The 22,858-nt window shown below is 72.4% G+C and carries 27 protein-coding genes and 1 tRNA gene; 11 read left to right on the top strand and 17 right to left on the bottom strand.

Annotated elements, in window-relative coordinates; translation table 11 throughout:
- Positions 1–39 precede the first annotated feature (39 nt).
- Entirely contained in the window at positions 40–513 is a 474-nt protein-coding gene (gene ribH, locus HNQ09_RS18240; RefSeq protein ID WP_184031958.1) for a 6,7-dimethyl-8-ribityllumazine synthase, read from the top strand.
- Here the strand turns inward: ribH and prmC are convergent.
- The 11 genes from prmC to HNQ09_RS18185 all read right to left on the bottom strand — a co-directional run bounded on the left by prmC (position 479) and on the right by HNQ09_RS18185 (position 8,390).
- Entirely contained in the window at positions 479–1,396 is a 918-nt protein-coding gene (gene prmC, locus HNQ09_RS18235) for a peptide chain release factor N(5)-glutamine methyltransferase (protein ID WP_343057962.1), read from the bottom strand. The two genes, ribH and prmC, sit on opposite strands and share 35 nt — an antisense overlap.
- A 9-nt stretch (positions 1,397–1,405) precedes the next feature.
- Complete coding sequence (locus tag HNQ09_RS18230) at positions 1,406–1,990, bottom strand: Jag family protein (RefSeq protein ID WP_184031956.1); 585 nt, start codon at positions 1,988–1,990, stop codon at positions 1,406–1,408.
- Positions 1,991–2,091: 101 nt separating this feature from the next.
- Positions 2,092–2,682 (bottom strand): peptidylprolyl isomerase, encoded by a 591-nt coding sequence (locus tag HNQ09_RS18225; RefSeq protein WP_380003533.1) that lies wholly within the window; start codon positions 2,680–2,682, stop codon positions 2,092–2,094.
- Positions 2,683–2,738: 56 nt separating this feature from the next.
- Positions 2,739–4,010: an aminopeptidase gene (locus HNQ09_RS18220; RefSeq protein ID WP_184031952.1), complete on the bottom strand. Its 1,272-nt coding sequence runs from the start codon at positions 4,008–4,010 to the stop codon at positions 2,739–2,741.
- A gap of 5 nt (positions 4,011–4,015) precedes the next feature.
- Positions 4,016–4,630, bottom strand: a complete 615-nt coding sequence (locus tag HNQ09_RS18215; RefSeq protein ID WP_184031950.1) for a DUF2087 domain-containing protein — start codon at positions 4,628–4,630, stop codon at positions 4,016–4,018.
- A 188-nt stretch (positions 4,631–4,818) separates the two neighbouring features.
- Positions 4,819–5,295, bottom strand: coding sequence for a TrmH family RNA methyltransferase (locus HNQ09_RS18210; RefSeq protein ID WP_343057961.1), 477 nt, complete (start codon positions 5,293–5,295; stop codon positions 4,819–4,821).
- Positions 5,288–5,782, bottom strand: a complete 495-nt coding sequence (gene ispF / locus HNQ09_RS18205) for a 2-C-methyl-D-erythritol 2,4-cyclodiphosphate synthase (RefSeq protein WP_184031949.1) — start codon at positions 5,780–5,782, stop codon at positions 5,288–5,290. The genes HNQ09_RS18210 and ispF overlap by 8 nt, the downstream gene beginning before the upstream one ends.
- A 16-nt stretch (positions 5,783–5,798) precedes the next feature.
- Positions 5,799–6,404 carry a YigZ family protein gene (locus HNQ09_RS18200; RefSeq protein WP_184031948.1) on the bottom strand — a complete coding sequence of 202 codons (606 nt, stop codon included), beginning with the start codon at positions 6,402–6,404 and terminating at the stop codon, positions 5,799–5,801.
- Entirely contained in the window at positions 6,401–7,006 is a 606-nt protein-coding gene (locus HNQ09_RS18195; protein ID WP_184031946.1) for an NUDIX domain-containing protein, read from the bottom strand. Before HNQ09_RS18195 ends, HNQ09_RS18200 begins: the two co-directional genes overlap by 4 nt.
- Positions 7,007–7,108: 102 nt before the next feature.
- Positions 7,109–7,184: transfer RNA gene (locus HNQ09_RS18190), tRNA-Lys, on the bottom strand.
- A gap of 15 nt (positions 7,185–7,199) precedes the next feature.
- Entirely contained in the window at positions 7,200–8,390 is a 1,191-nt protein-coding gene (locus HNQ09_RS18185; RefSeq protein WP_184031944.1) for a glutamate ligase domain-containing protein, read from the bottom strand.
- Positions 8,391–8,640: 250 nt separating this feature from the next.
- Between HNQ09_RS18185 and purE the strand changes: the two genes are divergently transcribed.
- The 3 genes from purE to HNQ09_RS18170 are packed head-to-tail and all read left to right on the top strand — an operon-like array spanning position 8,641 to position 10,864.
- Positions 8,641–9,174, top strand: coding sequence for a 5-(carboxyamino)imidazole ribonucleotide mutase (gene purE, locus HNQ09_RS18180; RefSeq protein WP_184031942.1), 534 nt, complete (start codon positions 8,641–8,643; stop codon positions 9,172–9,174).
- Positions 9,171–10,283, top strand: a complete 1,113-nt coding sequence (gene purK / locus HNQ09_RS18175; RefSeq protein WP_184031941.1) for a 5-(carboxyamino)imidazole ribonucleotide synthase — start codon at positions 9,171–9,173, stop codon at positions 10,281–10,283. The genes purE and purK overlap by 4 nt, the downstream gene beginning before the upstream one ends.
- Complete coding sequence (locus HNQ09_RS18170; RefSeq protein WP_184031939.1) at positions 10,280–10,864, top strand: GNAT family N-acetyltransferase; 585 nt, start codon at positions 10,280–10,282, stop codon at positions 10,862–10,864. The genes purK and HNQ09_RS18170 overlap by 4 nt, the downstream gene beginning before the upstream one ends.
- A 9-nt stretch (positions 10,865–10,873) precedes the next feature.
- Here HNQ09_RS18170 and argB read toward each other — a convergent pair whose 3' ends face one another.
- Positions 10,874–11,635: an acetylglutamate kinase gene (gene argB, locus HNQ09_RS18165; RefSeq protein WP_184031936.1), complete on the bottom strand. Its 762-nt coding sequence runs from the start codon at positions 11,633–11,635 to the stop codon at positions 10,874–10,876.
- Positions 11,636–11,664: 29 nt separating this feature from the next.
- Positions 11,665–12,168, bottom strand: a complete 504-nt coding sequence (locus HNQ09_RS18160) for a GNAT family N-acetyltransferase (protein ID WP_184031934.1) — start codon at positions 12,166–12,168, stop codon at positions 11,665–11,667.
- Positions 12,169–12,336: 168 nt separating this feature from the next.
- Here HNQ09_RS18160 and HNQ09_RS18155 point away from each other — a divergent pair, with 168 nt between their 5' ends.
- The 5 genes from HNQ09_RS18155 (at position 12,337) to HNQ09_RS18135 (ending at position 16,409) form a co-directional block, all read left to right on the top strand.
- Positions 12,337–13,392: a tRNA dihydrouridine synthase gene (locus HNQ09_RS18155; RefSeq protein ID WP_246363489.1), complete on the top strand. Its 1,056-nt coding sequence runs from the start codon at positions 12,337–12,339 to the stop codon at positions 13,390–13,392.
- Entirely contained in the window at positions 13,389–13,940 is a 552-nt protein-coding gene (locus HNQ09_RS18150; protein WP_184031932.1) for a DinB family protein, read from the top strand. Before HNQ09_RS18155 ends, HNQ09_RS18150 begins: the two co-directional genes overlap by 4 nt.
- Before the next feature lie 204 nt (positions 13,941–14,144).
- A complete protein-coding gene (gene hemC / locus HNQ09_RS18145) occupies positions 14,145–15,074 on the top strand; it encodes a hydroxymethylbilane synthase (protein ID WP_184031931.1) in 930 nt (309 codons plus the stop codon).
- Between the two features lie 121 nt (positions 15,075–15,195).
- Positions 15,196–15,393, top strand: a complete 198-nt coding sequence (locus HNQ09_RS18140) for a hypothetical protein (protein ID WP_184031929.1) — start codon at positions 15,196–15,198, stop codon at positions 15,391–15,393.
- Entirely contained in the window at positions 15,390–16,409 is a 1,020-nt protein-coding gene (locus HNQ09_RS18135; RefSeq protein ID WP_184031927.1) for an asparaginase domain-containing protein, read from the top strand. Before HNQ09_RS18140 ends, HNQ09_RS18135 begins: the two co-directional genes overlap by 4 nt.
- Positions 16,410–16,449: 40 nt before the next feature.
- On the opposite strand, the gene HNQ09_RS18130 is transcribed toward HNQ09_RS18135, so the two are convergent.
- A complete protein-coding gene (locus HNQ09_RS18130) occupies positions 16,450–17,061 on the bottom strand; it encodes a DedA family protein (protein ID WP_184031925.1) in 612 nt (203 codons plus the stop codon).
- Between the two features lie 79 nt (positions 17,062–17,140).
- Between HNQ09_RS18130 and HNQ09_RS18125 the strand changes: the two genes are divergently transcribed.
- Complete coding sequence (locus HNQ09_RS18125) at positions 17,141–17,827, top strand: HAD family hydrolase (protein ID WP_184031923.1); 687 nt, start codon at positions 17,141–17,143, stop codon at positions 17,825–17,827.
- Between the two features lie 15 nt (positions 17,828–17,842).
- Here the strand turns inward: HNQ09_RS18125 and HNQ09_RS18120 are convergent, their stop codons facing one another.
- From HNQ09_RS18120 to HNQ09_RS18110, 3 genes are read right to left on the bottom strand one after another with little or no spacing between them, the layout of a single operon-like run.
- The gene (locus HNQ09_RS18120; RefSeq protein ID WP_184031921.1) at positions 17,843–18,520 is read right to left on the bottom strand and encodes an SDR family oxidoreductase; all 678 of its coding nucleotides are present in this window, start codon (positions 18,518–18,520) and stop codon (positions 17,843–17,845) included.
- Between the two features lie 36 nt (positions 18,521–18,556).
- Positions 18,557–19,792 carry a M24 family metallopeptidase gene (locus HNQ09_RS18115; RefSeq protein WP_184031919.1) on the bottom strand — a complete coding sequence of 412 codons (1,236 nt, stop codon included), beginning with the start codon at positions 19,790–19,792 and terminating at the stop codon, positions 18,557–18,559.
- 16 nt (positions 19,793–19,808) lie between these two features.
- Positions 19,809–20,624, bottom strand: coding sequence for a potassium channel family protein (locus HNQ09_RS18110; protein WP_184031917.1), 816 nt, complete (start codon positions 20,622–20,624; stop codon positions 19,809–19,811).
- A 72-nt stretch (positions 20,625–20,696) separates the two neighbouring features.
- Here HNQ09_RS18110 and HNQ09_RS18105 point away from each other — a divergent pair, with 72 nt between their 5' ends.
- Positions 20,697–22,550: a menaquinone biosynthesis decarboxylase gene (locus HNQ09_RS18105; RefSeq protein WP_184031915.1), complete on the top strand. Its 1,854-nt coding sequence runs from the start codon at positions 20,697–20,699 to the stop codon at positions 22,548–22,550.
- Positions 22,551–22,858: the final 308 nt, after the last annotated feature.

Here is a 22,858-nt window from a genome sequence, read left to right as displayed (position 1 = left end):
TCAGGCGTCCCCGCCGTGCGGACGCGGCACAATGCCCCCATGAACCGCACCGAGGCCACCCTGATCGCCACTGGACTCAAGTTCGCCATCGTCAGCACGCGCTGGAACCACTTCATCGTGGACCGGCTGGTGGAGGGGGCGCAGACCGCTTTCGTGCAGCATGGCGGGGACAGCGCCGACCTCGACCACTACCTCGTGCCCGGCTCCTTCGAGGTGCCGCTCGTCGCCCGGCGGCTGGCCGAGAGCGGGCGCTACGACGCGGTGGTCTGCCTGGGGGCGGTCATCAAGGGGGCGACCGACCACTACGACTTCGTAGCGGGCGCGGCCACGAACGGCATCCTGAACTCGATGCTGCACACGGGCGTGCCCATTGCCTTCGGGGTGCTGACTACCGACACCACCGAGCAGGCGATCGAGCGGGCCGGAACGAAGGCCGGGAACAAGGGCGGCGAGGCCGTCCTCGCCATGATCGAGACCGTCAACCTGCTGCGTCAGATTCCCGAACAGGGCTGACTCTGGGCGGCGGTGGAGTCGCCCGCACGAAGCGCATGCGTCCGGTGAGGTCGGGCAGGACTTCGGCCGCCCAGCCCTGCCCCTGCAATTCCTCGGCCAGCGTGGGGGCATTGCGGGGGTCGAGTTCGAGAAGCAGGAGGCCCCCCGGCGCAAGCACGGTCCCTGCCTGCGACCCGAGGGGCCGCGCCACGTCCAGCCCGTCCGCTCCGGCGTACAGGGCGAGATCGGGGTCATGCCTCACCTCGGGGTCAGCCTCAGCGCGGTCCCCGTCGGGGAGGTAGGGTGGGTTGCTGAGCACGAGGTCGAAGGGACCGGGCCGCCCGGCGAGCAAGCTGCCCTCCGCGAATTCCACCTCCAGGCCGTTCAGCGCGCCATTCTCGCGGGCCAGGGACAGCGCCTCTGGGCTGAGGTCGGTGGCGGTGACGCTGGCATCGGGCCGGGCGGCCTTCAGCCCCAGCGCGAGGGCGCCCGTGCCCGTGCCCACGTCCACCACGCGGGGGGCAGGCACGCCGCGCAGCGCCTCCAGCGCGAGATGCAGCAGCCACTCGGTTTCGGGCCTGGGCACGAGCGCCCGCCCGTCCGTCCGCAGCCGCACGCCGCCCCACTCCACCTCGCCCAGCAGGTGCTGGAGGGGCACCCGTGCGGCCCGCTCCTCCACCAGCGCCCATACCCGCGCGGCGTCGGCCTCTGGCACCGTCTGGCCCGCACGGGTCAGCAGGTCCACGGCGCCCAGGTTCAAGCCATGCAAGACCAGCGCCCGGGCATCCGCTTCCGGCGAGGGCACGCCCGCCTCCCGCAGCGCGTGGGCGGCTTCCCGCAGCCATTCGCGCAGGGTGGGCGCGGGGGTGGTTAGCGGCGGCCGGGACGCCTTCTCACCGCTCACGGTCTGCGGCTAGCCGTGCCGGGGCCGGATGATCAGGCGCCGCGAGGTGCCTTCGCCCACCGATTCGGTGGTCACGTCGGGATGCTCCTTGAGGGCGATATGAATCACCCGGCGCTCGCCCGCAGGCATAGGCTGAAGCTCGTGCGCCTCACCGCTTTTGGCGACCTGCACGGCGAGGCGCTCGGCCAGTTTGGCGAGCGTGTCGGCCTGCCGCTTGCGAAAGCCGCCCACATCCACCCGCACCCGCAGGTCGCTGCGGCCCGCCTGCTTGGCGAGAACCGTGTAGGCGATCACCTCGATGGCGCCCAGGGTGCGCCCGTCGCGGCCCGCCAGCCGCGCGGCGCTCTCGCCCGTGATCTCGGCTTCCAGCGCGTCCTCGCCTTCCCGGACGGTGACGCTCAGGCCGGGGTCGATGCGCGCGGTCAGGCCGGTCAAAAAACGCTCCAGGGCCGCGCGGGGGTCCTCGGGGGCGGCCTCCGCCACGGGGACAGCGGCCGGGAGGGCCTCCGGGGCCGGGGGCGGCGAGGCCGTCTCGTCCGCGTCCGCGATCCCCAGTCCCGCGAGGTAGTCGTCGAGGTTCGTGCGGTTGTCCATGGGGGCAGTCTACCCCTCCGCTTCTCACGGCCTTCCCACACAGCGGCCGGGGGCGGCAGTCTCCCCCTCGCCCCCGCCCCCGGCCGCGCAGCCTCAGGGCCTCAGCCCGCGCTCTTCTCCACCAGATACGCCCGCTCGATCACGTCGGGGGTGCCGGGCATTCCCGGCTGGATGCGGGTGAGGCGGTCGAGCACGTCCAGCCCCTCCACCACGCGCCCGAAGACGGTGTGCTTGCCGTCGAGGTGCGGGGTGGGGCCGAAGGTGATGAAAAACTGCGAGCCGTTGGTGCCCTGCCCCATCCGGAGGCCCGCATTCGCCATGCTCAGCACGCCCTTGCCGTCGTGGCGGTTGCCGTTGATCTCGTCGTCGAAGGTGTAGCCGGGGCCGCCCGTGCCCGTGCCGGTGGGGTCGCCGCCCTGCGCCATGAAGCCGTCGATCACCCGGTGGAACTTGATGCCGTCGTAATAGTGGTGCCGGATCAGGTACGCAAAGGAATTGACGGTCATGGGCGCGTCGTCGGAGTACAGGTCAATGACGAGGCGGCCCTTGCTCGTCTCCAGCACGGCGCGGTAGGCCTTGCCCGGCTCGATGCCGTCGCCGAGTTCGGGCACCTGCGAGAAGCGGGTCTGGCGCTCGCCCGACAGTTCCGGAGTGGGGGTGAAGCCTTCGGCGTGGTAGAGGTCGCTGGTCATGGAGGGCATTGTAACGAGTCGTCCGCCCCCGGCCCTCAGCCCCCAGCCCGAAAGGCTTAAGCTCCGGCCTCGGCGCCGGGGGCGGCGGGCTGGTCCCCGACCACCCATTCCCCCCCGCGCATCAGCGGTTCGCGCGTGCCGTCTGCGGTCACGCCGTCCACGTCGGTGCCGGGCGTGCCGAGCATCCAGTCCACGTGAATCAGGGAGTCGTTGCCGCCCGCCGCGATCAGGGCTTCCGGGTTCTCGCCGTCCCGGACGTTGGTGGGGTAGCAGCGCCCGAAGGCGATGTGCGAGGCGGCGTTCTCGTCGAAGAGGGTGTTCAGGAAGAGGGTTCCGGTCTGCGCCACGGGCGCCGAGGCGGGCACCAGCGCGATCTCGCCCAGGCGGCCAGCGCCCTCGTCGGTGTCGACCAGCCCGCGCAGGGTGTCTTCGCCTTGCTCGGCGCTGATCTCCACTGCGCGCCCGCCCTCGAAGCGCACCCGGATGCCCCCGATCAGTTGCCCACGGGCCGAGAGCGGCTTGGAGGCGACCGCCACGCCGTCCACCCGCTCGCGGTGCGGGGCGGTGAACACCTCGTCGGTGGGCAGGTTGGGCACCCCGCGCACGCCGTTTCTGGCCGTCTCGGCGCCGCCCTGCCAGACGTGGTTGTCGGCCAGCCCCACCGTGAGGTCGGTGCCCAGCTCGGACCTCAGGTGGAGGGCCGCGTACTGCTTGGCGTTGAGGTAAGCGGTGAGGCGCTCCAGCCGCGTGAGGTGCGCGTCCCAGGCGGCGACCGGGTCGGTACGGTCGGCCCGCGTCACGGCGAAGATGTCGTCCCACAGCCGGGCGACCGCCTCCTCGCCCGGCAGGTTCGGGTAGACGCGGGCGGCCCACTCGGGGGTGGACATCGCGGCGACCGTCCAGTTCACCTCGAAGCCGCCGGTCGCCTCCGACACGGTCTTCATCGCCTGGGCCATGAGCTTGGAGCGCCGCGCGATGCGTCCGGGGTCCACGCCCGCCAGCAGCGAGGGGTCCTCACCCACGAGACCGATGGACGCGTAACCGTCCGCCACCATCGCCTCGCGCTGGGCCGCGTGCCACTCCGGCAGGAACTCCACCGCCTCGTCCGTGCCGTCCTCGAACAGCGCCAGGCCCAGCTGGGGGTCGTTGTACAGCACCCGCACGTCCACGGCGCCCGCCCGGTACGCGGCGCGGACCACCAGCCGGACCAGCGGCGCGGCCTCCAGCGGCGCCTGCACCAGCAGCTTGCCGCCCCGGGGCAGATTCACGCCCGTGCGGACCAGCAGTTCGGCGTAACGGGCGAGCTTGTCGTCGAAGGAGAGGGTCATGGGGGTCACTTTACGGTCCCCGGCAGCGTCAGGGTGAGGTCGTCGGCCATCTGGGGTGTGTGCGGCGTGACCCCTTCCGTCACCCGCCAGTACACGCCCTTTTCGCGCGCCAGCAGGCCCAGGCCCACCAGTTCGCGCCGCAGCGTGAAGAAGTCGGGGTGGAACCCGGCCAGGGCGTCGCTGACCTCGCGCTCGCTGTAGCTGCGGCCCGGCTCGAAGAGGGAGGCGAGTTCATGCAGGATCACATCGCGTTTCTTGCGCTGGGCGGGAATGCGGGTCAGCCGCCCGTCTTTGACGAAGGCGCGCAGGACCCGGGCGCGGTAGGGGTCCTGCGCGGCGGGCGCGGCGGCCTCGCCCCGGATCAGGGCCGAGAGGGTCGCCCCCAGCGCGGCGTGGTTGACCCCGTGCAGGCGGTGGTGGCCGTCCTGGCGCACGGTGGTCAGCCCCGCCTCGGCCAGCCCCGCGAGGTGGTGGCTGACCGTCGCGGGCGCGAGGTTCATCAGCCGCGCGAGGGTGTCGCCAGACAGCGGCCCCGTCCAGATCAGCCGCAGCAGCCCCAGCCGCGCCGGATGCGACAGGGCGCGGAAAAGGGCCGCGCGGGCGTTCAGGTCGGCGCTCACGGGTGGCCCCTCCCGGCGGGGGGCAGGCAGGGCGCGCGCCGCTGGCCGCGCGGGGTCCCCCACGGCGCCAGGCATCCACTTCGAATCCACTTCATTTCGTCCTCCTTCGAAACAAATCTACTTGATTCGAAAAGCGTCGAAATGCGCTGGATAGCCTAGCGGCCTTCGCTGGTGGCGGAACGGTCCGTCTACCACCCCTCGATCTGCCGCCCCGCCTCGAACGCCGCCGCACCCGCCGCCACCGCCAGGTTCAGGCTGCGGCCCCCGCCGGGCTGCGGCAGCTTCAGGGTGGGCAGGCCCTCCCGCAGCCAGCCTGGCAGGCCGCGCGACTCGGGGCCGAACAGCAGGAAGTCGCCCCGGCGAAAGCCTGCGCGCGTGTGCAGCGTGGCCGCGTGGGTGGAAAAGGCCCAGACCCGCGCGCCGGGGGCCAGCGTGCCCTGAAAGGCGGTCCAGTTCGCGTGCTCGTGCAGCCGCACGCCTTCCAGGTAGTCCATCACCGCGCGGCGGAACTCGCGGTCGTGCAGGTGGAAGCCGAAGGGCCGGATCAGGTGCAGCTCGGCACCCAGCACGGCGCAGGTGCGCGCGACGTTGCCGACGTTTCCGGCCTTTTCCGGCTCGTACAGGACGATGTGCAGGAGGGGGCCAACCCTGGGGAGTTCAGTCACGGTCGCGTACCAGCAGCACGGTTACCCGCACCTGCACGTGATCCGGCGCCAACCCCTCGGAGGTCTTGAAGCTCACGCCGACCTCGGTTTCCGGCAGACCGAGCAGGGCGGCGAGGCTGCGGGCGATGTCCCCGCGCAGCGGCCCCAGCTTGGGCCGGTCGAGGGTGACCACCAGCGCCACGTTGACCGGGCGGTACCGCCACTCGCGCACCAGCGCCAGGCTCTCTTGCAAGATCACCCGCGAGTCCAGCCCCGCGTTCTCCTCGGCGGTGTCGGGGTAGTAGTGCCCAATGTCCCCCAGCGCGAGGCCGGAAAGCAGCGCGTCCGCGACCGCGTGCAGCACGGCGTCGCCGTCACTGTGGGCCACCGCGCCGCGCTCGGCGTGGGGAATGGGCACGCCGCCCAGCGTGAGGGGGCGGCCTTCACTCAAACGGTGCGCGTCTTCGCCGTAGCCGACGCGGTAGGGAAGGGGCAGGGGGGAGGTCATGGGGGGAGGATAGCGGTCAGTCCTCGACCTCTCCTGCTCCCCGCGTCCCGTCCCGCAGCGCCGCCGCAAAGGCCGCCGCGTCCTCTGGGTAGACCTCCACCGCGAGGTCTACCCCAGAGGCGGTGTACGTCTCCGGCCCGCGCGCCGTGTCGAAGGTGCCCAGCAGGTGATACAGCACGCTGAGGTGCTCGAAAGGGACGCGCACGGTCAGCCTTTGTCGGGGCCGCACCTCCAGCCTCGGGGCGGTGCGCAGGCACTCGGCCGCCGTGCCCCCGTAGGCGCGCACCAGCCCGCCCGTCCCCAGCTTGACGCCGCCGTAGAAGCGCACGACGACGACCATCACGTGGTCCATGCCCTGCCCCAGGGCGGCCCGCAGGATGGGGGCGCCCGCCGTGCCGCCCGGTTCGCCGTCGTCCCCGAAGCGGTACAGCGGGCCGATGCGGTAGGCCCAGCAGTGGTGGGTGGCGCCGGGGTAGCGCTCCCGCAGGGCGGCGAGCTGCGCCAGCGCCTCCTCCGGGGTGTCGGCCCGCGCGGCAAAGGCCAGGAACTCGCTGTTCTCGATCACCGCATCCTGGCGGTGCGGCCCCGCGAGGGTGGTGAAGGGCGCGGGCAACTCAGTCACAGCAGGCCGCGCTCCTCCAGATGCCGCCGCGCGTGCCACAGGGTCAGGCTGCTCGCGCCGTCCTGAATCTCGCCCGCCTCCAGCATCCGGTAGGCCTCGGCCAGCGGCACGGTCACGCGCTCGATCACCTCGCTGTCCTCGTGGGCGGTGTCCCCCAGCGTGACCCCCAGCGCCAGCAAGGGGTAAAAGATCACCCCGCTGATGCTGGGCTGCGGGTAGAAGCCGGGAAGGGGCAGCCACTCGGCGGCCACGCCCCCCACCTCCTCGGCCAGTTCGCGCGCGGCGGCGGTGAGCAGGTCCTCGCCGCGCTCGACGCCGCCCGCCACGACCTCCCAGACGGTCGCCTGGAGGGGGTAGCGGTACTGCCGGATCAGGACCGCCTCGCCCCCGGGGGTCACCGGCAGCACGAACATCGCGCGCGGTCCCCGGGGGCGGTACTGGTACACGACCTCCGCGCCCGAGGGGGTCTGCACCCGGTCTTCGAGCACCACCCGGAAACCCTCGACCAGCACCCGCGAGGACAGCGTCTTCCAGGGCTGCGCGCCGCCCGGCACCAGCGCGGCCCAGCTGGGATGTTCGTCCACCGGCGGTCGGTCACTCATGCGCCCCAGGCTAGCGCAGGCGCTCCGGCCCGGGCGGAGCCAGCAGAAGCGCAGGCCACAAAAAACCCCGCACAGCGGCGGGGCCTTTGTCGGGCACTTCTCTGGTGGGTCGTGTAGGAATCGAACCTACAACCCGCTGATTAAGAGTCAGCTGCTCTGCCAATTGAGCTAACGACCCAGAGCGGAGAGAAGTTTAGCCTTCCGGCCTCTGCCTGTCAAGCTGGGCGCGGACCGCTCCGGCGAGGTACAGGCTGCCCGTGACCAGCAGCGTGCCTCCGGGCGGCGTGAGGGCCAGCGCGAGGGCCAGCGCCCCGGCGGGGTCCGGCACCGCCTGCCCGCCATACGCGGCGGCGAGGTCCCCCGGCGGGGCGGCGGCGCCCTCCGGCGCGGTGTAGACCCGCACGGGCGCCAGCGCCAGCAGCGGCGCGAGCGTAGCGGCGGTGTCCTTGCGCGCCAGGCTACCGAACAGCAGCACGTCGGCGCCCGGCAGGCTGGCGGCCAGTGCCCGGGCTGCGGCCGGGTTGTGCGCGCCGTCGAGCCAGACGGTCTTGCCGCCGACCTCGAAACGTTCCAGCCGGGCCGGGTGGGTGGCGTCCAGGGCGGCTTCCACGCCCGCCGGGTAGCCCAGCGTCCGCAGGGTGGCGGCGGCCAGCGCGGCGTTCGCGTGCTGGTGGACCCCCGGCAGGGCAGGCGGGCGCGGCAGCGCGAAGAGGGCCGGGTGCGTCTGCGGCGTCAGGAGGGGCGCGCCGATCTCCCCGGCGACCACCCGCACGGTCTCCAGCGCCTCTCCCGCCTCGGTGGTCAGCAGCGGCGCGCCCCGGCGGGCGGCCCCCGCCTTGTCGCGGGCGATGTCGTGCAGGGTCGGCCCCAGCGCGGCGACGTGGTCGAGGTCCACGTTGGTGAGCGCCGCCGCCTGCACCCGGTGCAGCGCCCCGGTGGCGTCCGACGCGCCGCCGACCCCGGCTTCCACCACGGCCAGCGGCACGCCCTCCTCGGCGAACACCTGGCAGGCCAGCCCCAGCGTGAGGTCGAAGAAGGCGGCGTCGGGCGCGTGTCGTTTCGCCCACCCGACAAACGCGGCGGTGCGCGCCGGGTCGAGGTCCCGCCCCCCCACCCGGATGCGTTCCCCGAAGTGCTGGAGGTGCGGGCTGGTAAAGCGGCCCGCGCGCACGCCGCAGGCGAGCAGCCCGGCTTCGAGCATCGCGCAGGTGCTGCCCTTGCCGTTGGTCCCCACCACCCGGATCGCCGCGAAGGTCCGGTCCGGGGCGCCCAGCCGGTCGAGCAGCGCCCGCGCCGCTTCCGGCCCGCGTGCCCGGCCCGCGCGGGTGCGGGCGTAAAGCCAGGGGTAGTCCGGCTCGGCGGGGTCAGTCGGGGCGGCGGTCACAGGCCCAGGCTAACGTGGCCGCCCCCGGCTTTCCAAAGGCGGCCTCACGCCCCCGGCATCCGGGCGAGGAGCGGCAGGAAAACCGCGCGCCGTGCACCTCCTGCCCGCTGGCGACCGCCGCCTCGTTCGCCCCCATGCCGCTGGCCCCCCCCCGAGGTCCGCCGCGCCCTGGGAACCCGGCGGGGCCGCCGCTCGCCTGGCCCCGCCTCCTGCCCGCCCCCCGTCAGGCACGTCCCGGCGGGGCGCTACCATGCGGGCCGTGACCGACCGAGAGCAGCCGCCCCGCGTGGGCGTGGTGATGGGGTCCAGAAGCGACTTCGAGACGATGGAGGGCGCCCTGGGGCTGCTGGCCGCCCTGGGCGTTCCCTACGAGGTGCGGGTGCTGTCGGCCCACCGCACGCCGGAGCTGCTCGCCTCCTACGCGGCGCGGGCCGAGCGGCTGGGGTTCGGCTGCCTCATCGCCGGGGCGGGGGGCGCGGCGCACCTGCCGGGGATGCTGGCGGCCTTTACCCGGGTGCCGGTGCTGGGCGTGCCGGTGGCGTCGCGGGCGCTGTCGGGCAAAGACAGCCTGCTGAGCATCGTGCAGATGCCCGCCGGGGTCCCGGTGGCGACCTTCGCCATCGGCGCGGCGGGGGCGAAAAATGCGGCCCTCTTCGCCGCCGCCCTGCTTGCCACCACCGACGAGGGGGTGCGTGCCCGGCTGGACGCCTTCCGCACCCGGCAGACGCAGGCCGTGCTGGACGACCCCTTCTTCGAGGGGCATCCGCAGGCGGGCGCCGAATGACCGCTTCCGGCCTGACCCTCGGCATTCTCGGCGGCGGCCAGCTCGCCCAGATGCTGGCCCTGGCCGCCCTGCCGCTGGGCGTGCGGACGCTGGTCCTCGAACCCGACCCCCAGGCGCCCGCGCGGTTGTGTGCCGAGCACCTGCGGGCGCCTTACACCGATCCGGCGGGGCTGGCGCGGCTGGCCGGATGCGACGCCGTGACGCTGGAGTTCGAGAACGTGCCGCTGGAGGCCCTCGCCGCGCTGGAGGGCCGGGTGCCGCTGCGGCCCGGGGGAGCGCTGCTGGCCCGCTCCAAGCACCGGGCGCGCGAGAAAGAAGCCTTGCGTGCGGCGGGCGTGGCGACCGCCCCCTGGGTGACCGTCGAGGCGGAAGGCGACCTCGCGGGGGCGCTGGCGGCGGTCGGCGGCGAGGGCCTGCTCAAAACCTCCGAACTGGGTTACGACGGCAAGGGGCAGCTGCGGGTGGGCAGCGACGCCGAGCTGCGCGCCGCCTGGGACGCTCTGGGCCGGGTGCCCTGCGTGCTGGAGGGCCGGGTGCCTTTCGTGCGCGAACTCAGCCTGGCGGTGGCGCGCACGGCGGCGGGCGCGGTCGCCTGCGGGCCGCTGATCGAGAACACCCACCGCTCGGGCATCCTCCGCACCAGCGTCTTTCCGGCCGCCGCGCCGGAAGGGACCCAGGCCCTCGCCCGCGAAGCCGCCCGCGCCGTGGCAGAAGCCTGGGGGCTGGAGGGCTTGCTCACCGCCGAGTTCTTTCAGCTGCCCGGGGGCGAGCTGCTCGCCAACGAGGTCGCCCCGCGCGTCCACAACTCCGGGCACCTCACCCAGGACGGCGGGGGCGTCAGCCAGTTCGAGGCGCAGGTGCGCGCGGTGCTGGGCCTGGACCTGGGCGACTGGGCGCCGCTGCTTCCCTGCGCGATGGTCAACGTGGTGGGCACGCCGGACGGGCGAGCGCCGGACTGGGCGGGCATTGGCGCCCTGCCGGGCACCCGGGTCCACCTCTACCACAAGGCCCCGCGCCCGGGCCGCAAGCTGGGGCACGTCAACCTCGTCGCGCCGGACGTGGGGACGCTGCGCGAGCGGCTGACGCGGCTGGAGGAGCTGATTCCGTGACCCCCCCCGCCCCTGTGCCTGCCCTGCCCCACGAGTTCCGTACCCCCCGCCTGCTGCTGCGCGCGCCGCGCCCCCAGGACGCCCCGGCCGTCCACGCCGCCGTCCAGGCCTCGCTGCCCGAGCTGCGGCCCTGGATGGTCTGGGCGCAGCAGCCTGCCGACCTCGCCGGGACGCGCGAGAACCTGGCCCGCGCCGCCGAGGCTTACGCGGCGGGCGAGAACCTGCGGCTGCACGTCTGGAGTGCCGACGGGCAGACGTTCGTGGGCAGCAGCGGCTACCACGCCCTCGACTGGCGGGTGCCGAAAGGCGAGATCGGCTACTGGATCGCCACGCCCCACACCGGGCAGGGCTACGCGACCGAGGTGGCCCGCGCTCTGACCGACCTGGCCCTGCGCTCCCCCGGGGAAGGCGGCCTGGGCTTTCGGCGGCTGGAAATCCGGTGTGACGCCTGCAACGGGCGCAGCGCCCACATTCCCCGCGCGCTGGGTTACACGCTCGACGCCACCCTCAAGAACGACGCCGTGGCCGCCGACGACCCCGCGCAGTTGCGCGACACCCTGATCTTCAGCCTCACGCGGTAGATCTCGACCTCAGGGCGTCAGGCGCGTACCCGCCTCGCCCCGAACGGCCGCCGCGAGCACGCCCGCCGTCATGCCGCTGGCGATCACGGCGAAGGGTGCCCCGGCGTCCAGGGCGTCCAGGGCCGCGCGCACCTTGGGCACCATGCCGTCCGCGATCCAGCCCTCCCGGATGCCCGCTTCGGCCCCGGCGCGGGTGAGCTGCCGGGCGAGGCTCGCGGGGTCCGGGTAGGCGCGGTACACGCCGTCCACGTCGGTCAGGAACACGATGCCTTCCCCCAGCGCCCCGGCGACTGCCCCGGCGGCGGTGTCGGCGTTCACGTTCAGCGCCTCGCCGTCACTCCCCACCGCCACGCAGCCCACCACCGGCAGGATGCCGGCGCCCAGCAGCGTGCGCAGCAGCGCGGCGTTGACCCCGGTGACCCGCCCCACCCGGCCCAGTTCGGGGTCGAGGACCTCGGCGCGCAGCAGGGCGCTGTCGCGGCCCATCAGGCCGACCGCCCAGCCGCCGGACCCGCCGACCTCCTGCGCGAGCTGCTTGTTGAGCCGCGAGAGGGCCATCTCGACCACCTCCATCGCCGCCGGGGACGTGACCCGCAGCCCCGCGCGGAACTCGGACGGAAGGCCGCGCGCGGCGAGTTCGCCCTCGATCACCGGGCCGCCTCCGTGGACGACCACCACGGAATATTCGCCCCGCAGGGCCGCGATCTCTCCGGCGACCGCGCGCCGCAGCTCCCGGCTTTTCATGGCGTTGCCGCCGTACTTGATGATCACCCGGGCAGTCTAGGGGTGCGGGGCGCCCCTCAGTCGCCCGCGAGACTCAGCGGCTTGGGGCTGGTCGGCTGGGCCGCCGCGACCGATTTGGCGTACCAGGTCATCACCGGGCGGGCGTCGAGGGCAAAGGTGTAGCCCTGGCGCTCCCAGAAACGGGCGCCGCGCGGATTGTCGCCCAGCACGCTCGCCAGCACCCGGGTGGTGCCGGGAGGCAGCCGGGCTTCGAGGTCGCGCACGGCCTGCTCGCCCAGCCGCTGCGACTGGCGGTCCTCGCGGATCAGCAGCAGGTTGATGGTGAGGTCGCCGGGTTCAGGATAGTCGTGCTTGCAATCCAGGCTGCCGACCAGCTGACCCGCCGGGTCGTGCAGCAGGTCCAGGCGGCGCCGGGGGTCAAGCAGGGCGATTTCCACGTCGCGCTGCACTTCCTCGGGGGTGGGCACGCGGGTGCCCAGCAGCTCGAAATAACCGGGAGCGGCGGCGTACAGCGTGTGCAGCAGCGGCGCGTGTTGCATCGTCAGCGGCGTGACGTTCAAGGTCGGAGGCCTCCCGTCCGGCGGGCGGGGAAAGGGAAGGGAAAGGGGATGCCGGACTGGCCCGCAGCATACCCCGCCCCGCCCGGCGCGCCGCATGAATCTGGCGCCCGCAGCGGCTTGAGGCTCACTTCACCCGCTGGGGGGGAAGGCTGCGCTACCCTGTCCGGAATGACGAGCGGCCCTCCCCTCCGGCCTGAGGCCCGGCCCGGCTTCTACGCGCGGCGTCTGGCTGGTCCGGGCGCGGTGCTCGCCCCCATGGCGGGCTACAGCGACGCGCCGCTGCGGCAACTCGCCGCCGAGCAGGGCGCGCTGTGGACCGTCAGCGAGATGATCAGCGCGCGCGGCCTGGTGCTGGGCGGCGACACCGACAAACTCACCCTGGGCCGCCCCTACCCCGGCGAGCAGGGCCGGGTGGTGCAGCTGTTTGGCGCCGAACCGGAGATTCTGGCGCAGGCCGTGGCGCGGGCCGAAGGCTGGTTCGCGCCCGCTGCCCTCGACCTGAACATGGGCTGCCCGGTCCCCAAGGTGCGTGGGCGCGGCGGGGCCTGCCTGCTCCAGACGCCGGAAGTCGCCTTTGCGCTGGTGCGGGCCATGCGTGAGGCGACCGCGCTCGACGTGAGCGCCAAGATTCGCCTGGGCTGGGACGAGGACCGCAGCGTGGAGGTCGCGCAGGGGCTGGCCGAGGCGGGCGCCGCCCTGATCACCGTCCACGGCCGCACCAGCGCCCAGCGCTACACGGGCGAGGCCGACTGGGAGGCCATCGCCCGCGTGGCGGCCAGCGTGCCGGTGCCGGTGGTGGGCAGCGGGGACGTGACCAGCGCGGCCCAGGCCCGCGCCCGCCTGCGCAGCGGGGTCGCCGCCGTGATGGTCGGGCGCGGCGCGGTGGGGAACCCCTGGCTCTTTCGCGCGCTCGCTGGTGGTCAGGAGGAGGAACCGGGCGCCGCCGAGCGTGCCCGCACCGCCCTGCGGCACGCCGAGCTGCACGTGGCCTTTTACGGCCCCGACCGCTTCGGGCTGCTGAGCGTCCGGCCGCTGCGCAAGGTCTTGCCCCGCTACCTGCCTGCGCACCCCGAGCTTCGGGACGCGCTGGTGCAGGTCGATACCCTGGAGGACGTGCGCCGGGCGCTGGCGCCGGTGCTGGCCCCCCCGGCGGGGGACCCTGCTTGCGTCCAGGGACCTCAGGCGGCGGCGGCGGGCGCGGAGTATGCTGTGAGGCACCGATGAACGTCCGTGAGTACTATGCCTACCTTGCCGCCGCGCGTGAGCAGCTGTGGAACTTTCTGCGGGCGCTGCCAGGAGACGATCTGGACCGGCCCCTGATCGAGCATGGCGAGCGCTTTCGCAACATCAAGGACCTGCTGCTGCACGTCACGGACGTCGAAGACCACTGGGTTCACACCATCGCGCGCGGCGACGGGGTGGCCGGGCAGTACCCCCACGACTGGGTCACCCCCCGCGCCGAGCAGTACGACCTGGGCTGGATCATCGAGTACGGCCAGAGGGTCGCGGAGCGCACCCGCGCTCTTCTGGAGGCCGGGCCGGACCTCTCCCGCCCGGTCAAGCTGGTACAGGACGACCCCGCCAGCGACACCGTGACCCTCGACGCTCTGCTGTGGCACGTCATGACCCACGAGGTGCGCCACACCGCCCAGATCGTGCTGCTGATCCGGCTGCTGGGCCACACGCCCCCCTGGCTCGACTACCTGCGCTTCGTGCGCCCGCAGCCTGCCGCCGGGGTCGCGGTGCCCGACGACCTCGACGCCGAGCTGTAACCGGGCCGAACTGTAGCCGCGTGGGGAGCGGGGCGGGGAGAGGCTGCCCCTCCACCCGCTGCGCCGCCTCTGCGGTCCAGCAGGCCCCCCCAACCGTGAGGGGGCGGTGGGGCCTGACGGGGCGCGTCGCCGCGGGCGCCCAGTGCGGGCCAGTGTGAGGAGGCCGACGCGCGGGGGGTGGACACCCTCTATACTGCGCAGGTTATGCGGACGGTGACGGTTGGAACGCGCGGCTCGACGCTCGCGCTCGCACAGACCCGGTGGGTGGTGTCCCGGCTGAAGGAGGAGTGGCCGGACACGGATTTTCGTATCCAGACCATCAGCACCCAGGGCGACCGCAACCGCGCCAGCCTTCAGGCGATGGCCCAGAAGGGCGACAAGGGGTTCTGGGTCAAGGAGATCGAGGACGCGCTGCTGCAAAAGCGTATCGACATCGCGGTGCATTCGCTCAAGGACCTGCCCACCGCGCAGCCCGCCGAGCTGGAGGTCGCTTCCATCCCCAAACGGGTGGACGCCCGCGACGTGTTGATCGGCAAGGAGGGCATGAAGCGCCTCTCGGAGCTGCCCCAGGGCGCGCGCATCGGCACCAGCAGCGTGCGGCGCAAGGCGTTCTTGCGCGCCTACCGCCCCGACCTTCAGGTGATCGACCTGCGCGGCAACATCGACACCCGGCTGGCCGCCATCGGCACGCCCGACTACGACGCCATCATCCTGGCGGCAGCGGGGTTGATCCGCACCGAGATGCGCCACCGCATCGACGAGTTTGTGGAACCCGATGTGCTGCTTCCGGCCCCCGGCCAGGGCGCCCTGGCGCTGGAGACCCGCGCCGACGACGACCTGAGCATCGAGGTCGCTTACGCGATCCACGACCACGGCACCGACGACCGCATCACCGCCGAGCGCGAGTTCCTGGCTGGGCTGGGCGCGGGCTGCATGGCCCCGGTGGGGGCGCACGCCAGCGTCAAGGGCGGCGTGCTGACCCTGGAAGGCTGGGTGGGCGCCCTCGACGGCTCGCAGGTGATCCGCGCCACCACCTCGGGCGACCCCGCCGAATGCGCCGACCTGGGTGCCGAGCTGGCGACCGACATGCTGGGGCAGGGCGCCCAGGCTTTGATCGACGCCGCGCACGAGTGAAAAGGCCCGTGGCGAGGCGCGGGCCAGCTCGGGCAGCGCGGGGCACACAGCGTCCCGGTGGGCCGGGGTGCACAGCCGTCCGGGAAGCCCAGCGGACGGTCTCGCAGCAGGCCCCGCCGGGATGAGGCTCACCCCGCGCGTGCTGCTCACCGCCGTGCTGGCGGCGGGCCTGTGGCTGGTCATCGGCCTGGTGCAGCGGACCCGGGCGGGCGCGAGTCTGGCCGACGCCGCGCTGGCCGAGCTGCCCTCCACGCTGGTGGTGCTGGGGGTCGCCCTGCTGTGGGTGATGTTGTCCGAGCGCCGCCGGGGGGGGCGGTGACGGCGCGCTCTCCCGAGGCTGAGGCTGGGCCGCCGGGCCGCCGGCTGGCGCTGATTCACACGGGGGGCACCATCGCCAGCCGTCCCGACCCGCACGGTCCCGGCCTCACCCCGCAGGAGGCGCCCGCGATGCCGGGCCTGCCGGGCGTGACCGTCACGGTGCATCAGCCTTTCCGCCTGCCCAGTCCGCACGTCACGCCCGCGCACATGCTGGCGCTGGCGCAGCTGATCGGGGAGCTGGCCCCGGACCACGGCGGGGTGGTCGTCACGCACGGCACCGATACGCTGGAGGAGACGGCCTTCTTGCTGCACCTGCTGCTGGACACCGCCACCCCGGTCGTGCTCACGGGCAGCATGCGCCACGCCGAGGAGGCCTCCTGGGACGGTCCCGGCAACCTGCTGGACGCGGCGCAGGTCGCCCTGCACCCGCAGTCGCGTGGGCGCGGGCCGCTGGTCGTCTTCGGCGGCGACATCTTCGACGCCCGCACCGTGACCAAGGTCCACACGACCGCCGTGGACGCCTTTGGCGGTTACCCCGGCCCCATCGGGCGCATCGACCGCACAGGGGGCGGGGCGCCTGGTCAGGTGGCCCACCTGCGCTATTTCGCGGTGCCGGAAGCCCGCCCGGTGTATGCCCCGGCTGCCCTGGGGGCCAGCGTCGAGATCCTGTACGCCTACGCGGGCTGGCGCGGCGAGGGCTACGCGGAGGCCGAGGCCCGCGCCGACGGGCTGGTGATCGCCGCGCTGGGCACCGGCAACCTGCCTGCCGAGTTGCTGCCGCTGGTCGCCCGGACCGCCTCGCTTGGGAAACCGGTCGTGATCGCCACCCGCACCCATGCGGGACCCGTGATTCCCGCCTACGGCTACGCGGGCGGCGGCGCGACCCTGGTGGGGGCCGGGGCGATTCCCGCCAGTTTCCTGAACGCGCACAAGGCCCGGCTGCTGCTGCTGGTGCTGCTCAGCCTGGGCCGAAGCCTGAGCGAGATCCGGCAGGTTTTTGCCGAGGGGGCTTTCTAGCGCCGGGCGCCTGGACAGGCCACCCGGGCAGGAGAGAGCGTCAGGAGCGGGCGGTCTGTGCCCTCTTGCGGCGCAGGAACCAGACCACGGCCGCGACCACCACCACGCCCAGCACGATCTTGGACACCGGGCTGATGTACCGCTCGACCCGGTCGTAGTTCTCGCCCAGCAGGTAGCCTGCTCCGGCGAGCGCGCTGGCCCACAGGCCCGAGCCGATGGCGCTGTAGATCAGAAATTTGGGCATGGGCATCTCGCTCATGCCCGCAGGCAGGCTCAGCAGGCTGCGGATGCCGGGCACCATCCGCCCGAACAGCACCGCCTTGGTGCCGTGCTTGTCGAACCAGTCGTCGGCCTTGCGGATGTCCTTGCCGCTGAGGGTGAGCCACTTGCCGTGCCTGTCGGCCCACTTCACCAGCCGCTCCTCGCCAAAGGCCCGCCCGATGTAGTACAGCGGCAGGGTCCCGATCACGCTGCCCAGCACGCCCATCAGGATCACGATGGGCAGGCTCATGTCGCCCCGCGCCGCTGCGAAGCCCGCCGACGGCATGATCAGCTCGCTGGGAATCGGGGGAAAGAGGTTTTCCAGGATCATCAGCAGCAGGATGCCCAGGTACCCCATGCTGTCCATCAGGTTCTGCACCCACTCGGCCATTGCATCAGCCTAGCGGCTGGCCGCGGGGCGGTGCGTCCTCCCAAAGTCGGGGTGAGGCGGGAGCGTTCTAGACTGCCCCATGCCCCTGCCCGCCCTGCGCGCCCTGATCTTCGATTTCGACGGCACCATCTTCGATACAGAGACGCGCGAGTTCTCGCACTGGCAGGGCCTCTACCGCGAACACGGGCGCGAGCTGAGCCTGGACGAGTGGCAGCAGGGCATCGGCACCTGGGACGCCTTCGATCCCTGGGCGGGACTGCCCGAGCACGTGCAGGCGGACCGCCCACGGGTCCAGGCCGAGCTGCACACCCGCCTCCTGGCCGACCTCGCGGGGCAGGACCTGCGCCCCGGCGTCCGGGCGGTGCTGGAGGACGTGGGCCGCGCCGGGCTGCGGCTGGCCCTGGCGACCAGCAGCGACCGCGCCTGGGTGACCCGCTGGTTGAGGCAACACGGTCTGCTGGACCTGTTCGAGGTGCTCACCACCCGTGACGACGTGCGCCGGGTCAAGCCCGACCCCGAGCTGTACCTGCTGGCCGCCGCCCACCTGGGCCTGCGCCCGGAGGCGTGCCTGGCGGTCGAGGACAGCCTCAACGGGGCCACCGCTGCCCTGGCCGCCGGACTGCGGGTGGTCGTGGTGCCCAACGACGTGACCCGCACCCAGCCCTTTCCGCCAGCGTGGCCGCGGCTCGACCACGGCTTCACGGGAGGGCTGGGCGAGCTGCTGAGGGTGGCGGGAGCGGGAGCAGATGGCCTGGGCGGGTCCTAAGCGGCGAGCTGCGGCTCAGGTGTCGGGGTAGACCTTCAGCTCGGTCACGTGGGCGCGGTCGGGGCGGGTCAGGGCGTGGGCGACACTCTTGGCGAGTCCCCGGGGGTCGATGGTCTCGTCCCACTTCAAGCCCGCCTCGCGGTTCTCGGGGGTGTCGATCGCGCCCATCGGGTACAGCACGCAGGCGCGCACGCCCCGGGCCTTGAGTTCGTCGTGCAGGCTGAGGGTATAGGCGGCCACGGCGGCCTTGCTCGCGGTGTACAGCGCGGCGCGCGGCCCACTCAGCCGGGCCGCCTGCCCGGCGCTGAAGGCCATGATCAGCCCGTCTTTCTGCCGCAGCATGTGGGGCAGGGCGCCCTGCACGGCGTGAAAAAGGGTCAGCATGTTGCTGTCGAACATCGCCCGCAGGTCCTCCTCGGTCGCCTTGTGCACGTCCTGGGCGGCGAAGGCCCCGACCGTGTGCACCAGGGCGTCCACCTTGACCTTGCGCAGCGCGTCCACGCTGGCCGGGTCCCGCAGGTCGAGGTCGAGCACCTCGGTGGCGGGAAAGCGGTCGGCGGCGCGTTCCAGCGCCTCGCCGCGCCCGACAAGCACGAGCTGGGCGCCCGCGTCCTCCAGTTCCTGGGCGACGGCGGTGGCGAGTGCGCCGCCCGCCCCCGTGAGCATGATCGTCGAGGAGCTGAGGTTCGCCATGCCTACAGACTAGCGGGGCCAGGGCTTGAGCCGACCTTAAGACGGCTCGCCCAGCGCGGCGGCCCTTATCTCGGCCCATTCCCCGGCGCCCAGCACGAACGGCTCACGCTGGATTTGCGTGGTGACCTGCGGCCCGTCCGGCGAGAGGAACACGTCCACCTCGGTGCGGATGCCGAAGCCGCGCTCGCGGGGATAGCTGCCCGGCTCCACGGTGACCGCCAGCCCCGGCGTGAGCGTGCGGGTGTCGCGCGTCTCGTAGTCGTCGAGGTTGGCCCCGGCCCCATGCAGGCTCAGGCCGAGGTCATGCCCGGTGCGGTGCAGGAAGTACGGTCCCCACTGGGCGCCCATCGCGTCTCGTGATGCCCGGTCGAGTTCCCACCCTTGCAGGCGGCCCCAACCTTCCCCCGCATACCTCTCGTGCAGGAGGGTCAGCGCCGCGTCCCGTGCTCCCCGCACCGCCTCCCACGCCGAGCGGTACTCGTCCGTGGGTTCCCCCGCATACCCCACCCAGGTCACGTCCGCGAAGGGGCGGCCCTCCTCCTGCGCCCACAGGTCGATCAACACGCACTCGCCGGACCGCAGGGTGGCGTTCTTCTCGCCCTCCGGCTGGTAGTGGGGATCGGCGGCGTTCGCCCCGAAGCTCACGTTGACGGGGTGGCCGCTCGTCATTCCGGCGTCCGCGATGGCCTGCTCGATCACGGCCTGCACGTCCAGCTCGGTCACGGCTTCCTCGGCCCGCAACCGCTCGTGGATCAGGCGGAAGGCGTCGTCCTTCGCCCCCATCAGCACGTCGGCCGCGCGGCGGTGGGCGGCGAGGTCGTCGTCCGACCACACCAGGAAGGCTTGCAGCAGGTCGGCGGAACTCAGCACGTCGGCCGCGCCCGCCGCCCGGACCCGTTCCAGCGTGCCCGCGTCCACCCGGCCCACGTAGGGCACCGCTCCCAGGGGGCTGTATTCCATCGCCACCCGTTTCCCGGCGACCACCTCGCACAGCCGGGCGTCCAGCTCCGCGTGCGAGCCGAAGGGCCGCCGCTCCACGTCCCACCCCGCCGAGAGGCCCGCCCACGTGCCGCCCTCAATGTGGTTGTGCAGCAGCACAGCTCCGCCCTCGCGTGGCACCCACACGAAAAAGCGCCGGGTGAGGTGCGCTTCCGCCGGAAACCCCAGCACCCGCCGGGCGTGGGGATTGAGGCCCTGGAAGTCATAGAGCAACCAGCCGTCGAGGTCGGTGCCCTGCAAGGCCGAGCGCATGCGGTCGAGGGGGGACGTCATGGGGAGAGGATAGCCCTCAGCTCCCGTTCTTCAGTTCTCCCCGCAGCGCCGCCAGTTCCTCACGCAGGGCCACCATCTCGCGGCGCAGGGCCTCGTTGTTCACCTCGTCGCCCTCCGGCTCGCGCTCCTGATCGTCGCCCACGAAAAAGCTCGCCAGGGTCGCCGTGATGTACCCGAACACCGAGAAGCCGTACAGCGCCAGCACGAAGGTCAGCACCCGGCCCTCGCCCGTGCGCGGCCAGTACTCCGACCCCAGGCTGGTGAGCAGCATGCCCACCCAGTACAGCCACTCGCCGTAGCTCCCCGGCGCTCCAGGCTGCCCAGCCTCAAAGGAAGCCATGCCCGCCGCCCCCGCCAGCGCCACCAGCCCGGTCGCCCCCAGCACAAAGCCCAGCCCCCGCCGCCGCAGGGTGCGCCCCAGCGTCCGCAGGCCCCGGTTCAGGCTGGTGAGTAGCCGCAGCAGGTTGGTCCCCCGCGTCAGCCGCAGGGCACGCAGCGCCCGCAACCCCCGGAACGCCCGCAGAATCCGCAGCGCGGGGAGCAGCAGGCTCAGCAGCGTCAGCCAGTTGCGCCGCAGGTACAGCCCCTTGTCGGGCGCGAGCGCGAACGACAGCAGAAAGTCGAGGATGAACAGCGCCCAGATCACGTTGCTCAGGGTTTGCAGGCCGGGCGGCAGCCCCTGCACGAGATCCAACACCAGCAATCCCAGCCACACGAAGCTCAGCACTGTCATCGGGCGGTCCAGCAGCCGGTCGAGCGTGTGCAGTGTGCTCAGCCGGGCTTCCCGCAGGGCGTCGGACGGCGGCTCTGTGGGCGGGGGAGGGGAAGTCATGGGCTTTAGCGTAGGGCGGCTTTCGACTCACCGGGTACGGTTGCCCCGGCCTGCCTTCCCTACACTCGCCCCATGGCCTTTCCCGACATTCAGAGCTTCATGCGGCTGCTGGAGGAACGCGGCGAACTCGTCCGTGTGTCCGTCCCGGTCAGCCGCGAGCTGGAAATCACCGAGATCGCCGACCGCCTCGTCAAATCGGGTGGCCCAGCGGTCCTCTTCGAGAATGTGGTCGGCAGCGACTTTCCCCTCGTCATCGGCCTGATGGGCACCCGCGAGCGCACGGCGCTGGCCCTCGGCGTCTCCGACCTCGACGACCTCGCCGCCAAAATCCGGCACCTGATCGATCTCAAGGGATCGGGAGGCCTCGGCGGGCTGCTGGGCAATGTCGGCAAGCTGCGGGACGCGATGAACCTCCCGCCCCGCCGGGTGCGGTCCGGCCCCGCCCAAGAGGTCATCTGGCGCGGCGACGAGGTGGACCTGGACAAGCTCCCCATCCTGAAGTGCTGGCCCCAGGACGGCGGCCCCTTCGTGACCTTGCCACTCGTCATCACCAAGGACCCCGAAACCGGCGAGCGCAATATGGGCATGTACCGCATGCAGGTGATGAGCAAGACCGTCACCGGGATGCACTGGCAGCGCCACAAGACGGGGACCAAGCATCTGGAGAAAGCCAAACGGCTGGGGCAGAGGTTGGAGGTCGCAGTCGCCCTCGGCGGTGACCCCGCCCTGATCTACGCGGCGACCGCCCCCCTGCCCCCCGTTCCCGGCCTCGACGAGTTCGCCGTCGCGGGTTACCTGCGCGGCCAGCGGTACCCCATCATGAAGGGCGTCACGGTGGACCTCGACGTGCCCGCCAACGCCGAGTTCATCCTCGAAGGCTATGTGGACCCGCAGGAGGACTGGGCAATGGAAGGGCCATTCGGCGACCACACCGGCTTCTACACGCTGCCCGACCTCTATCCCCGCTTCCACGTCACGGCGGTGACCATGCGCGAGCGGCCCGTCTATCCCGCGACCATCGTGGGCCGCCCGCCGATGGAGGACGCCTACCTCATCGAAGCGTCCGAGCGCCTCTTCCTCCCTGCCGCGCAGCTCATCCTCCCCGAGATCGTGGACTACCACATGCCCCCGGCGGGCGTGGCGCACAACCTCGTCTTCGTTTCCATCAAGAAGACCTACCCCGGTCAGGCCTATAAGGTCGCCAACGGGCTGTTTGGCCTCGGCCAGATGATGTTCGCCAAGGTCATCGTCGTGGTGGACGAGGACGTGACCGTGAACGATTTCGTGGATGTCTGGCGTGAGGTCGTGGAGAAGGCGGTGCCGGGCCGCGACACCCTGACCACGCGCGGCCCCACCGACGTGCTGGACCACTCCAGCCGGGGCTGGGGTTACGGCGGCAAGCTCATCATCGACGCGACCACCAAGCTCCCGGAGGAAGTCGGCAGCGGCGTCAGCAGCCGCGAGGAGCAGGGGCACGACCGGGCGGGGGAGAGCCTGTTTACGCCCAGCCCGGTCGCCGATCTCCCCAACTTCGATGGCGTCCTCGCCCAGCGCCAGACCCCCGACGGGTACTGGTACGTCGCCCTCGACAAGACCCGCCCGGGGCAGGCCCGCGAACTGGCCGAGGCGTTCGCTGCCCATCCCGCCGCCTCGGGCGTCCGCCACCTCCTGATCGGGGATGAGCAGACCGACGTGGGGAACGCGCAGGACCTGTGGTGGACCATCCTCAACAACATCGACCCTGAGCGCGACGTGTGGACCCTGTCCAGTGTGGGCAGCGGCCTGCTGGCCTGGGACGGCGCCCGCAAACTCCCCGAGGAGGGCTTTGTCCGCGAGTGGCCCCCCAAGATCGAGATGACCCCGGAGGTCCAAGGCCGGGTCGAGGCCCGCTGGCATCTCTACGGCCTGCCGGAAAAGTGGCGCTGAGCGCGAGTCTTCCCACTCTCTTCAGGTGTGTACGGGTGGGGTGTTGACAGATCGGGCAGGGGGGCATATAGTTCCCTTCGCCCGATCAAAAGGGCGAGCGCAAGAAAGCCTCCGGGCCTCTGCGCGGGACGCATGACAAGCTGGTGCAAGTGACGATGACAGGCCCTCCTGACAGGGAGGGGTACGCGGACTTCCCCCCGGAGGTCTCCAGATGTACGAAGGTCGCGAGACCACAGAAGGTCTTCTGCGGAAGACCAGCCATGCACTTGATGCATGGATCAAGACTTATCCACTCGCAGTCCGCATGC

Source organism: Deinococcus budaensis (assembly GCF_014201885.1).
GTDB classification, from domain to species: domain Bacteria; phylum Deinococcota; class Deinococci; order Deinococcales; family Deinococcaceae; genus Deinococcus; species Deinococcus budaensis.
Note: the sequence above shows the minus strand (reverse complement) of the source record. Positions and strands in the feature narration are given on the sequence as shown.

Excerpts from the sequence above, each read along its gene's own strand:
- HNQ09_RS18115 (WP_184031919.1), bottom strand. The coding sequence starts at position 19,792 with ATGACGTCCCCCCTCGACCGCATGCGCTCGGCCTTGCAGGGCACCGAC.
- HNQ09_RS18195 (WP_184031946.1), bottom strand. The coding sequence starts at position 7,006 with ATGAGTGACCGACCGCCGGTGGACGAACATCCCAGCTGGGCCGCGCTG.
- ribH (WP_184031958.1), top strand. The coding sequence starts at position 40 with ATGAACCGCACCGAGGCCACCCTGATCGCCACTGGACTCAAGTTCGCC.
- HNQ09_RS18110 (WP_184031917.1), bottom strand. The coding sequence starts at position 20,624 with ATGACTTCCCCTCCCCCGCCCACAGAGCCGCCGTCCGACGCCCTGCGG.
- HNQ09_RS18130 (WP_184031925.1), bottom strand. The coding sequence starts at position 17,061 with ATGGCCGAGTGGGTGCAGAACCTGATGGACAGCATGGGGTACCTGGGC.
- HNQ09_RS18155 (WP_246363489.1), top strand. The coding sequence starts at position 12,337 with ATGACGAGCGGCCCTCCCCTCCGGCCTGAGGCCCGGCCCGGCTTCTAC.
- hemC (WP_184031931.1), top strand. The coding sequence starts at position 14,145 with ATGCGGACGGTGACGGTTGGAACGCGCGGCTCGACGCTCGCGCTCGCA.
- HNQ09_RS18220 (WP_184031952.1), bottom strand. The coding sequence starts at position 4,010 with ATGACCCTCTCCTTCGACGACAAGCTCGCCCGTTACGCCGAACTGCTG.
- HNQ09_RS18105 (WP_184031915.1), top strand. The coding sequence starts at position 20,697 with ATGGCCTTTCCCGACATTCAGAGCTTCATGCGGCTGCTGGAGGAACGC.
- HNQ09_RS18230 (WP_184031956.1), bottom strand. The coding sequence starts at position 1,990 with ATGGACAACCGCACGAACCTCGACGACTACCTCGCGGGACTGGGGATC.
- HNQ09_RS18140 (WP_184031929.1), top strand. The coding sequence starts at position 15,196 with ATGAGGCTCACCCCGCGCGTGCTGCTCACCGCCGTGCTGGCGGCGGGC.
- HNQ09_RS18125 (WP_184031923.1), top strand. The coding sequence starts at position 17,141 with ATGCCCCTGCCCGCCCTGCGCGCCCTGATCTTCGATTTCGACGGCACC.
- purK (WP_184031941.1), top strand. The coding sequence starts at position 9,171 with ATGACCGCTTCCGGCCTGACCCTCGGCATTCTCGGCGGCGGCCAGCTC.
- HNQ09_RS18120 (WP_184031921.1), bottom strand. The coding sequence starts at position 18,520 with ATGGCGAACCTCAGCTCCTCGACGATCATGCTCACGGGGGCGGGCGGC.
- HNQ09_RS18225 (WP_380003533.1), bottom strand. The coding sequence starts at position 2,682 with ATGACCAGCGACCTCTACCACGCCGAAGGCTTCACCCCCACTCCGGAA.
- ispF (WP_184031949.1), bottom strand. The coding sequence starts at position 5,782 with ATGACCTCCCCCCTGCCCCTTCCCTACCGCGTCGGCTACGGCGAAGAC.
- purE (WP_184031942.1), top strand. The coding sequence starts at position 8,641 with ATGCGGGCCGTGACCGACCGAGAGCAGCCGCCCCGCGTGGGCGTGGTG.
- HNQ09_RS18150 (WP_184031932.1), top strand. The coding sequence starts at position 13,389 with ATGAACGTCCGTGAGTACTATGCCTACCTTGCCGCCGCGCGTGAGCAG.